Genomic DNA, 10675 nt, shown 5'->3' on the forward strand with positions numbered 1-10675 from the left:
CAAGGGGCTCAGCGGCGAATCCCTCACGGCCCAGACCGAGGTCTCCAAGAGCCTCGAGAACGAGGTCCAGTTCCTCGTGGGCATGACTGACGGCATGCAGCAGCGGATCAACGCGCTCAAGGCGCTCTCGCAGGACGTGAAGAGCGGCGTCGTGGACACCAAGAACCTCTCCGCCGCCGTCAACAACGCCATCCAGCAGAGCACGAGCGCGCTCTCGGGCATGCAGTCCGACATTACGAACTCCACCATCCCCCAGGTTGACAGCGCCCTCGACGACTTCTCCGACGCGGCGTCCGGGGTCTCCTCGTACGTCGCGAGCATGACGCCGGCACTCAGCCAGCTCTCCGCCACGCTCGACCAGCTCGACCAGGTCCTCGCTCAGGCAAAGCCCTCGCTCCAGGGCACGCGCGACTCGCTCAAGCGCGCGGTCTCTACGCTCGACGGCCTCGAGTCCGACATCTCGGCGCTGCAGAGCACCGAGGCCTACAAGGAGCTCATAAGCATATCCGGCGTCGACTCCGACGTGCTCAAGAGCTACTTCACGGCACCGGTCGAGCTCAAGACCCAGGCCATCTACTCCGTGCGCAACTACGGCTCGGGCGTCACGCCCTTCTACACCGACCTCGCGCTCTGGGTCGGCGGCTTCGTGCTCGTGGCCATCTACAAGCGCGAGGTCGACCGCGAGGGCGTGGGAGAGTTCAAGCCATGGGAGGGCTACGTGGGACGCGCGATGCTCTTCGTCCTCCTGGGCGAGGTCCAGGCCATCGTGTGCTGCGTGGGCGACCTCATGCTCGGCATCCAGTGCCTTCACCCCGTCGCCTTCGTGATCGCCGGCATGGTGGAGTCCTTCGTGTACGTGAACATCGTCTTCTCGCTCTCGACCGCCTTCAAGCACATCGGCATGGCGCTTGGCGTCATCCTCGTCATCCTGCAGATCCCCGGGTCATCGGGCACGTACCCCATCGAGATGATGCCCGGCTTCTTCCAGGCGCTCGAGCCGCTCCTGCCGTTCACCTACGGCAACAACGCCATGCGCGAGGCCATCGCCGGCTACTACGGAAACTACTTCGGCTTCAACATCGCCGTCCTTCTCCTCGCTTACATGCCCCTCGCCCTGCTCGTGGGCCTGGGCGCCAGGCGCCACCTCCTCAACATCAACGCGCTGTTCGACAAGCGCCTGCGCGAGACCGACATGATGGTGAGCGAGCGCTACGGCATGGACGAGGCACACTTCAAGCTCACCACGATCATCAAGGCCCTCACCAACTCACGCGAGTACCACCGCACGTTCGAGTCGCGCGCCGCCCACTTCGAGCTCATGTACCCCGTGCTCGTGCGCCGCGGCTTCGTCGCGCTCATCGTCGTGCCCGTGGCGCTCAACGTGCTCATGTTCGTGCTCCCGTTCAAGATGGTGCTCATGACGCTGTGGATCGTCTCCATGATCGTCATCTGCACGTTCCTCATCGTGACGGAGTACTTCCACTACCGCATCGGCCAGAAGACGCACCTCTCCGACATGAGCGAGGACGAGCTGTACGACCTGCTCGGCGACCAGCTGAGGCAGGAGTTCTTCGCCTTCGCCCCCATCGAGACCATGCTCATCGAGAAGGGCGATAAGAACGGGCGCCCCGGCGACGGCACGGGCGGTGGTGGCTCGGGCTCGCCCTCGGCTGACGTCCAGGCGACGGACGGCACCGCGGGCGCCAACGGCGCGGACGAGCAGGCGGAGGTTGCGATCGACCCCATGAGCCACAGGATCGGACAGCGCATCGGCAGGCTCCGCACGGAGTTCGACGACCGCCGCAGGCAGGCCGCCCAGAAGGTCCACGACGTGAGGGAAGAGGTCAAGGCGGACATCAGGCCGACCACTGGCGATGGCCCTTCGGACGACACCAAGCCGACCAAGCTCATACTCAACGTCACGGCCTCGCTCACGGGCAAGGACGCGAAGGGGCAGGGTTCCGACGACAGGGACGCCACGGACGAGAAGGGCGGTGATGCGAGGTGAGCAAGCTCTTCTCGCTCATAAAGCGCGACTTCCACCACGTCTGGGGCAACACCATCGCACTCGTGGTGTGCGTGGGCATGATCGTCATCCCCTGCTTCTACGCGTGGTTCAACATCTACTCCGCGTGGGACCCCTACGGCAACACCGGCAACCTCAAGGTGGCGCTCGCCAACTCGGACGAGGGCTACAAGACCAAGGTCATGGGCGCCAACATCAACATCGGCGAGCGCATGGTGTCCGACCTGCAGGGCTCCAAGAAGGTCGACTACGTCGTGACCTCCAAGAAGAAGGCGCTCGAGGGCGTGCGCTCGGGCGAGTACTACGCGGCGATCGTGTTCCCCAAGGACTTCAGCTCGGACATGATGACCGTGCTCTCGAAGAACGTGAAGCACGCCAAGGTCATATACGCCGTGAACGAGAAGAAGAACGCGATCGGCACCATCGTGACGGACAAGGTCTCTACGGCGGCGCAGAACGCAATCGACTCGAGCTTCGACAGCTCGCTCACGCAGGTGCTGGCGGGCGTGCTGACGGACCTCTCGGACACACTGACGGACGACGAGACGCTGAACCTCGTGACGAGGCTCGACAACATGCTGGGAGACGGCGCCTCCGAGCTGCGCAACGTTGCCGCGAACGTCGACAGCTACAAGTCGCTCGTGAACTCCACGAGCGGCCTGCTCACGAGCTCGAACGGCATGCTCTCCTCCGCGACGGACAGCGGCACGGGCGCCGGCGCGCTCCTGAGGACCACTTCCTCGGGCGTGAGGAAGCTCGACGGCGCCGTGGACGGCGTGACGGACTCGCTCAACGACACGCTGCAGCAGAGCTCCGCCAGCTTCGACAACGTGTCCTCCGCCATCGACGCCGCCTATGCCACGGCGGGCGGGTCGACCCAGAAGCTCAAGGCGGCGCTGCTGAACGTGAAGACCGAGGTCGATGCGAGGCGCGCCAACCTGCAGGACCTGAGCAACCAGCTCAACGGCACGGACACCCTGGCGAAGAGCTGGGAGACGAGCCTGGGGCAGGACGGCGACCCCGTGACGCTGCAGAGCGTGTCGACCGTGCGCCTCACGGTCGAGGGGCTCAACAACAGGGTGACGACGGCGCTCGATGACCTGACCGACCTCTCGAACGCGCTCCAGAAGACCGCGGACGACATCGACCGCTCGACCTCCGACGCGGACAGCGCCAAGTCGCAGCTCGAGGCCCTGGTCTCGCGCGCGAAGGGCAGTCTCTCCGGGCTCTCGGACGAGTACGAGCAGGGCCTGCGCGGCTCGCTCGGCAAGCTTGCGAGCACGATCGACGGCGCCGCCTCCGACGCGGACGCGCTTGCGAGCAAGTTCGCCTCGACCACGACCGACCTCGACAAGTCCATGACCTCCACGCAGAAGAGCCTCTCCGGCGTGGAGGACACGCTGGGCAAGACCTCGGACAAGCTGCGCGCCGCCGCGGACGACCTCGACTCCATGCGCGGCTCCATCAAGGACGCCCTGGCCTCGGGCGACATGCAGACCATCCGCAAGGTGCTCACCGCCGGCCCGGACAGCCTCGCGGAGTTCGTCTCGTCCCCCGTCGAGACCAACCGCGTGGCCATCTACCCCGTCGCGAACAACGGCTCGGCCATGGCGCCGTTCTACACCACGCTCGCCATCTGGGTCGGCGGCGTCGTGCTCTGCGCGCTCGTTAGGTGCATCCCCTCCGAGGCCGCCATACGCGAGACGGGCGCCAAGCCGCGCCACGCCTACTTTGGCAGGCTCACGTTCTTCCTGGTCATCGGCTTCATGCAGTCGTCGCTCGTCCTTCTCGGCGACCTGTTCTTCATCCGCATACAGTGCCTACACCCGTGGCTCTTCCTGCTGTGCGGGTGGTTCGCCTCGCTGGTGTTCATCAACATCATCTACTCGCTCACGGCGTCGTTCGGCGACGTGGGCAAGGCCATCGCCGTGCTCCTCATGGTCATTCAGGTGGCGGGCTCGGGCGGCACGTTCCCGCAGCAGATGCTCCCCAAGTCGTTCCAGGCCGTCTACCCGTTCCTGCCCTTCGTGCACGCCGAGAAGGCCATGCACTGCGCCATCGCCGGCCTCTACGGCATGGACTACTGGCTGGCCATGGGCAGGCTCGCGCTCTTCCTGGTGCCGTCGCTCCTGCTGGGACTGCTGCTGCGCAAGCCCGTCGTGCGGCTGAACCATTGGATAGAGGAGAAGATCGAGAGCACGAAGCTGATGTAGGCACGTGGGCGCGCCCTCCAAGCGGGGGCGCACCCTTTTTCTCTATAGGTGGCGACCCACCACGCCGCCCGATTTGGTTACGGCCTACCTTACGTGGAATTCCATCAGCAGGCGGTCGAGCTTCTCGGGGTTCCTAATCGCCTCGGCCAGCTCCGCAGAGCGGCCGGCCTCGTCGAGCTTCCCTGCCAGAGTCGCGATCTCGGCAACGGTCTGCTGCCGACCCTGCTCCAGGCCCTGTTCCAAGCCCTGTTCCAAGCCCTGTTCCAAGCCCTGTTCCAAACCCTTCTTGCGACCCTCCTGGAGACCCTCCTGCAGGCCCTCCTGATGACCCTTCTCGCGGCCTTCCTCGAGGCCCTGGCTCATCCCCTCCATGCGGGCGCGCGCGAAGTCGTCACGGTACTTCTCCGACCACAGCATCTGGCTCCTCCTCCACACGGGGTCCTCGCGGCGCGCCCTGACCGCCTGGTCGACGCGGCTCACGTAGTCGCTTTCGACTATAGCATCGTCCAAGAGGTACTCCAGAAGGGCGTCGAGCTCGGGGGTCGAATCACCGCTCACACCCCTCGCGTTGACGTACACGAACTCCGCGCCGTCCCCCATTTGGAGATCGGCGTTCTGGAGGCACACGTTTCGGAAGTTGTAGCGCTTATAGCCAAACCCATATGGGTCATCCGAACAGATGAATATGACCACCCGGTCGCACAGGCTCCCAAACGAGGTCCCCCTGTCGAAAGCCGCCGTGTCAACCAGCGAGCCGTAGTACCGCGCACGCCGGGCGAGGCTCGGCTGCCTGACCTCGTTCTGCATCTCGACGTCGTAGACGTTCCCGCATGCGTCCCGCACGAGAAGATCGACTATTCCGGCTCGTGAGAGCGGACTCGTTGCCAACGGCTCCTGGCACTCGACGCGTTCGACGCTGACGATGGCCGTTCCCAGCACTATCTCAAGTAGCCCCTGGCAGAGCCCCAGGTCGCTGAAGACCGACCCGAACATGAAGTCGTCCGTTATCGTAAGCTCGCGTGCGTCGCCCATGCCGCCTCCATCCGTCGAACCCATCGGGGGGCAGCCATGGTAGCAGGGCGACCTTGCGGGAAGCTCTCCCCTGTCTTGCATGAGCCTTACGCAACCCGTCGCGTCTCGTGTGGACGCTGCGGCAGGCAGGCCATTCGGGAGGGGCTGGGCTATACTAGCTGAGTCTGTACGTTTTTCTCGACCGAAAGGACTCCAATCGTGAGCTCCTCTGACACCAACGCCAGCGCTCGTCCCGTGCGCGTGCGCTTTGCCCCCTCTCCCACGGGCAAGCTGCACGTCGGCGGCGCGCGCACCGCAATCTACAACTGGGCCTTCGCCCGCGCCAACCACGGCACCTTCATCCTGAGGATCGACGACACCGACCCCACCCGCTCCACCGAGGAGAACACCCAGATCATCCTGCGCGCCATGAAGTGGCTGGGGCTCGACTGGGACGAGGGTCCCGAGGTCGGTGGCGACTACGGCCCCTACTGGCAGACCGAGCGCCTGGACATCTACCGCAAGGCCGCCGAGAAGCTCGTGGCCGACGGCAAGGCGTATTACTGCTTCTGCACGCCCGAGAAGCTCGCAGCGGACAAGAAGGCCGCGCAGGAGCGCCACGACCCCTTCCAGGGCTACCAGCGCACCTGCCGCAACATCGACCCCGCCGAGGCCCAGCGCCGCGTGGACGCGGGAGAGCCGCACACCATCCGCATCAAGGTGCCCCTGGACCGCGGCGACGTGGTGGTGCACGACGCCGTCCACGGCGACGTGACCTTCGAGGCCAACACCCTGGACGACTTCATCATCTTCCGCTCAGACGGCACGCCCACCTACAACTTCGCCACCGTCGTGGACGACTCCATGATGGGCATCACCCACGTCATCCGCGGCGACGACCACCTGTCCAACACCCCGCGCCAGATCATGGTGTACGAGGCCCTGGGCGCCCCCACGCCCACGTTCGCCCACATCTCCATGATCCTGGGCCCCGACGGCAAGAAGCTCAGCAAGCGCCACGGCGCCACCTCCGTGGAGGAGTACCGCGACGCAGGCTACGACCCCGACGCCTTCGTCAACTACCTGGCGCTCCTGGGCTGGGCGCTCGACGGCGACACCACCATCGTCCCGCGCGACGTGCTCGCCAAGAGCTTCTCGCTCGACCACGTCTCCAAGAACCCCGCCACGTTCGACCTCAAGAAGCTCGACTGGATCAACGGCCAGTACCTGCAGGCCATGTCGGACGAGGAGTTCTCGCTCACGCAGCTCGTGCCGCAGCTCATGGCCGCCGGCCTCGAGCAGGGCTCGGACGCCAAGGCCGTGTACGCCACCAGGCCCCAGTGGTTCGACCTTCTCTCCAGCATCCTGAAGCCGCGCACCACGCTGGCTCCGCAGGTGGTCGAGAAGAGCCGCTTCCTCTATTGGGGCGACGACGTGCAGTTCGACGAGAAGAGCGTCAACAAGAACCTCGCCAAGGACGGCACGCGTGCCTACCTCGAGGCCGCCGGTGACGCGCTCGGGAAGCTCGACGCGGACGGCTGGAACGCCGCCGCGATCGACGCCGCCCTCGAGCCCCTGCCCGAGGCCCTGGGCACCAACAAGCGCAAGTTCTACGGCGCCGTCCGCGTGGCCGAGTGCGGCAACCAGGTCTCGCCCCCGCTGGGCGAGTCGCTGGAGCTGCTCGGCCGCGACGTCGCGCTCGCGCGGCTCCAGAAGGCGCTGCCGCTCGCCAGGTAGGCCGCGTCCCGCGCCTGCCGAGGCAGGGCTTGTAACACGCTCGAAATAATGAGACACTACCGCACGGAAGACGTGCCAGGCCGCCGACGACCGAGTCGGCGGCCTTCGTTTTGGGAGGCGGCAGCCATGATGACGACGTCAGCGTTCGAGATCCTCGGCCCCATCATGGTGGGCCCTTCCTCCTCGCACACCGCCGGCGCGCTCAGGATAGCGCTCGTGGCCCGCTCGCTCGGCCCCTCTCCCCTGGAGGGCGTCACGTTCACGCTCTACAACTCGTTCGCGCGCACGTACCGCGGCCACGGCACGGACCGCGCGCTCGTGGCGGGCATGCTGGGCCTCGCACCGGACGACGTCCGCGTGCGCGACTCCTTCGAGCTCGCCCGCGAGGCAGGCCTCGCCTTCGACTTCGTCGCGTATGCGGACGGCGCCGGCCTGCACCCCAACACCGTGACCATCGCGATGCGCGGGGCGGACGGCACCACGATGTCCGTCACGGGCGAGTCCCTCGGCGGCGGGCGCGTGCGCATCAGTTCGATCGACGGGATCGCGGTCGAGATCACGGGCGACTACCCCACGATCTTCGTGGCACACCAGGACCGCCCCGGCGTCCTCGCGGCACTTACGAGCGGACTCTCCGCCGGCGGCGTCAACATCGCGACCATGCGAACGTTCCGCGAGCGGCGCGGCGGACGCGCCTACACGGTCTTCGAGGTGGACGGCGGCCTTGACCAGCGGCTCCTCGAGTACCTGCGTCGCGCCCCCAACATCACGCTCGCAAATCTCGTCGACGTCCCCGGCGCCTCCCCCGTCGCGCCGGACGCGCGCCTCGAGCTGGGCTTCGACTCGGGGGCGCAGCTCCTCTCCCTCGCGGGCGAGAAGGGCATGGGCATCGGGGAGCTGATGCGCCGCCGCGAGCTCGAGCTCTTCCCCACCGCGGACGCGGACGCCGCCATGGCACGCGTGCTCGCCACGATGCGCGAGGAGGTCACGGCCCCCATAGATGACCCGCAGCCGTCGCTCGGGGGGCTCCTGGGCGGCCAGGCGCGGGCGCTGCGCGACGGCGCCCCCAAGCTTGCCGGTGCGCTCATGGGCGACACGCTCACCAGGGCCTCTGCCTACGCCATGGCAACGCTCGAGCGCTCCGCGACCATGGGCGTAATCGTGGCGGCACCCACCGCAGGCTCGGCAGGCGTGGTCCCGGGCGCAGTGCTCGCCGTCGCGCAGGCCCTGGGTGCCACGGACGACCAGGTGGCGCACGCGCTCTGGAACGCCTGTGCGGTCGGCGCCATCGTGGCCAGGAACGCGTCCGTCGCGGGCGCCGAGGGCGGTTGCCAGGCGGAGGTGGGCACCGCCGCCGCCATGGCCGCCTCCGCCGTTGCGGAGCTCATGGGGGCGGACCCCGCCACCTGCCTCTCCGCAGCGTCGACCGCCATCGCGAACCTGCTGGGGCTCGTGTGCGACCCTGTGCGAGGCCTCGTGGAGTACCCCTGCCAGGACAGGAACGTCATCGGCGTGGCAGACGCCATAAGCGCCGCGCAGCTCGCCCTGTCCGGCGTGCTCGACCCGCTGCCGTTCGACGAGGTGGTGGCCGCCATGAAGTCCGTTGGCGACTCGCTGCCCGCGGCGCTGCGCGAGACGGCCCTCGGCGGGCTCGCGGCCGCCCCCTCGGCCTGCTCCGCCTGCAGGCGCGGGACCTGCGCCCAGTAGCCAAAGCGGCCATCCCCCGCACGTGACGGGGGATGGCCGCACTACGTTGCCGCTGCGATCTGCCTGCGTGCGACTACTCCACGCCCAGGGCGTCAAGCAGCAGGTTGCATGCGTCCTCGATGCAGCCGTCGCACGAGCGCAGCACGGGACCGCCCGTCATGCCCTTGAGCTCCGGGCATCGCGTACTGCCGTTCTTCTCCCTAAAGGAGGAAACGATGGGCCTCACGCGGGCGTAGGTGCCCGCCTTGGTCCTGGGGTTGGCGGTGCCGCCGCTCGTGGTGCTGCTCAGGATGGCGATGGCGCCGGAGAGGGCGCCGCAGGTCTCGCTGAAGCCGCCCATGCCGCCGCCGAAGCCCTCCATCAGACGGAAGAGCTCGTCCGCGTCGACGTCCGTGAGACCGCTGCACGCGCAGGCGACGCTTTGGGCGCAGTTGTAGCCAGAGTGATGGAGCTCGAGTGCCTTGTCCACGTAGTCCTGTCGCCTCATGCCCTTGGTCTCGGTTTCCATATGGCCCTCCCCTGGTTGCCATGCGTACGGTTCTTGGCCATTCTACGCCGTTTGGCCCGCGCCGTCCTCGGCCTTGGGCTCCGAGTCCTCCGCAGCCTCGGGAGCGTCCGCAGCCTCGTCCTTCTCGCCCTTCTGCTGCGCGCGCTTCTTGTTCTTCTTGCTCATGGGAGCCTCCATTCGGACGGGTTGGCAATAGACTCCATTGTGGTCATGTTCCCGTACGCTGCGTGTAAGGCCTCGTGCATGGTCGTTTTCAAATGTCGGACGAATCGTCAGGAATCCGCCAGACTTCCCACCGAACGCACCCGTCCCCAGGAACCACTCCCCCCGAGGCGCTACTCCTCCGAGGAGTTCTCCCGCTCGAGTTCCTCCGCGAACTTGGTGACCTCCCTGTGCACACGCAGGCCCTCGTCGACGCGCGACGCGACGATCTCCTGGTCGTCCTCGGAGAGTTCTTCCCTGCGAGCCATGTAGATGCCGAGGTCAATGCCCTCGAGAACGGCGTTGTAGGCAACAAAGAACGCGTTGGTCTCGTGCTTGCGCGGTCCCTCGAGGGATGACATGAAGCCTCCCGCGATGTATGACGCCATGGCCATCATGCCCTGCGACGACATGCCCCGGCGTTCGTACTCATGAACGGGGCCGCCCAGCGCCATCATGGCCATGAACGGGATGATCGCCCTGGTCTTGAGGGGATCCAGGTCCTTGAACGCGCTCGCGTCGCACGGCTGCAGCCGCTTTGCTGCCACAAAGAAGCGGTCCGCGGCCTCGATGTCCGCGTCCGTGAGCTTGCCGCCCGTGATGAGCTGAGCCGTCTTTATGTTGTCTTCCGTGAGGAACTCTGCCAACTTGCCCTCCATTTCCCGGCGACGCACGCTGGCGCCACCGACTTGCGGTCACATTGCCACACGCCAGGTCAAAACGCCTGTCCGCCATGGGCCAGGCGATCTGTGGAGAAGAACGGGTGCATTCGGTTGGGAAGGTACGCGGGACGCCGGCACCAACGTGTCTGCGCCGTCTTGGTCTTTGGTTGTGATTTTGCGTTACGTGACAATAAAGAAGATTAAAACACGTATCAAATGCAACGCTCCAGAAAAGCGCCTGCGACTACCCCGCCAAGGGGGCGGAGGACCTTTCCTCCAACGGTGGAAAGTATAGCGCAATGGAGGTCGTTTGTCGAGTTAAAGAGCTATATTTCTCTTACTTGCGATGTGCCTCAAACTAACGTGCAGAGGGGTTTGGCGCTACCTGGGCCAGACTCGCGCTGTCAGTGGGACATAGCAGAAATGCGGGCACCAGACGCGCACACCTGACATAAATAATCAATCTAAAAAAGTCGTTCTTCTCGCCCGCGGGAGTCGACATGAAGCCTAACGAAAAGTCCCCGCCAGCCGTTGGGCTGACGGGGACCTCGTGTGCGTGGTGTCGGAGGCGGGACTTGAACCCGCACGACCTTTTAGTCAGTCACTAGCA

8 protein-coding genes are annotated in these 10675 nt (G+C 66.2%); 4 read left to right on the plus strand and 4 right to left on the minus strand.

Annotated features, from left to right (window positions below):
- Together ACI38Z_RS06600 and ACI38Z_RS06605 are read left to right on the plus strand one after the other, a co-directional pair.
- On the plus strand, positions 1-2008 hold a 2008-nt coding region (locus ACI38Z_RS06600), incomplete at its 5' end, for a YhgE/Pip family protein (RefSeq protein WP_439789399.1).
- Positions 2005-4239 carry a YhgE/Pip family protein gene (locus ACI38Z_RS06605; protein WP_439789400.1) on the plus strand — a complete coding sequence of 745 codons (2235 nt, stop codon included), beginning with the start codon at positions 2005-2007 and terminating at the stop codon, positions 4237-4239. The genes ACI38Z_RS06600 and ACI38Z_RS06605, both read left to right, overlap by 4 nt.
- Positions 4240-4323: 84 nt before the next feature.
- Here ACI38Z_RS06605 and ACI38Z_RS06610 read toward each other — a convergent pair whose 3' ends face one another.
- Positions 4324-5271, minus strand: coding sequence for an Rpn family recombination-promoting nuclease/putative transposase (locus ACI38Z_RS06610; protein WP_439789401.1), 948 nt, complete (start codon positions 5269-5271; stop codon positions 4324-4326).
- Between the two features lie 198 nt (positions 5272-5469).
- Here ACI38Z_RS06610 and gltX point away from each other — a divergent pair, with 198 nt between their 5' ends.
- On the plus strand, positions 5470-6987 hold the full coding sequence (gene gltX / locus ACI38Z_RS06615; protein WP_439789402.1) for a glutamate--tRNA ligase: 1518 nt from the start codon (positions 5470-5472) through the stop codon (positions 6985-6987).
- 126 nt (positions 6988-7113) lie between these two features.
- Positions 7114-8694: an L-serine ammonia-lyase, iron-sulfur-dependent subunit beta gene (gene sdaAB, locus ACI38Z_RS06620; protein WP_439789403.1), complete on the plus strand. Its 1581-nt coding sequence runs from the start codon at positions 7114-7116 to the stop codon at positions 8692-8694.
- Positions 8695-8767: 73 nt separating this feature from the next.
- Here the strand turns inward: sdaAB and ACI38Z_RS06625 are convergent, their stop codons facing one another.
- From ACI38Z_RS06625 to ACI38Z_RS06635, 3 genes are all read right to left on the minus strand, one after another.
- The gene (locus ACI38Z_RS06625; RefSeq protein WP_439789404.1) at positions 8768-9202 is read right to left on the minus strand and encodes a C-GCAxxG-C-C family protein; all 435 of its coding nucleotides are present in this window, start codon (positions 9200-9202) and stop codon (positions 8768-8770) included.
- A 42-nt stretch (positions 9203-9244) separates the two neighbouring features.
- Positions 9245-9367 carry a hypothetical protein gene (locus ACI38Z_RS06630; protein ID WP_439789405.1) on the minus strand — a complete coding sequence of 41 codons (123 nt, stop codon included), beginning with the start codon at positions 9365-9367 and terminating at the stop codon, positions 9245-9247.
- Positions 9368-9537: 170 nt separating this feature from the next.
- On the minus strand, positions 9538-10050 hold the full coding sequence (locus ACI38Z_RS06635) for a hypothetical protein (RefSeq protein WP_439789406.1): 513 nt from the start codon (positions 10048-10050) through the stop codon (positions 9538-9540).
- Positions 10051-10675: the final 625 nt, after the last annotated feature.

It is taken from the genome of Parafannyhessea sp., from assembly GCF_051876455.1.
In the GTDB taxonomy this organism is placed as follows: Bacteria; Actinomycetota; Coriobacteriia; order Coriobacteriales; family Atopobiaceae; genus Parafannyhessea.

What these genes read in the sequence shown, in the direction of transcription:
- ACI38Z_RS06610 (WP_439789401.1), bottom strand. Translation starts at nt 5,271, where the DNA reads ATGGGCGACGCACGCGAGCTTACGATAACGGACGACTTCATGTTCGGG.
- sdaAB (WP_439789403.1), top strand. Translation starts at nt 7,114, where the DNA reads ATGATGACGACGTCAGCGTTCGAGATCCTCGGCCCCATCATGGTGGGC.
- ACI38Z_RS06625 (WP_439789404.1), bottom strand. Translation starts at nt 9,202, where the DNA reads ATGGAAACCGAGACCAAGGGCATGAGGCGACAGGACTACGTGGACAAG.
- ACI38Z_RS06630 (WP_439789405.1), bottom strand. Translation starts at nt 9,367, where the DNA reads ATGAGCAAGAAGAACAAGAAGCGCGCGCAGCAGAAGGGCGAGAAGGAC.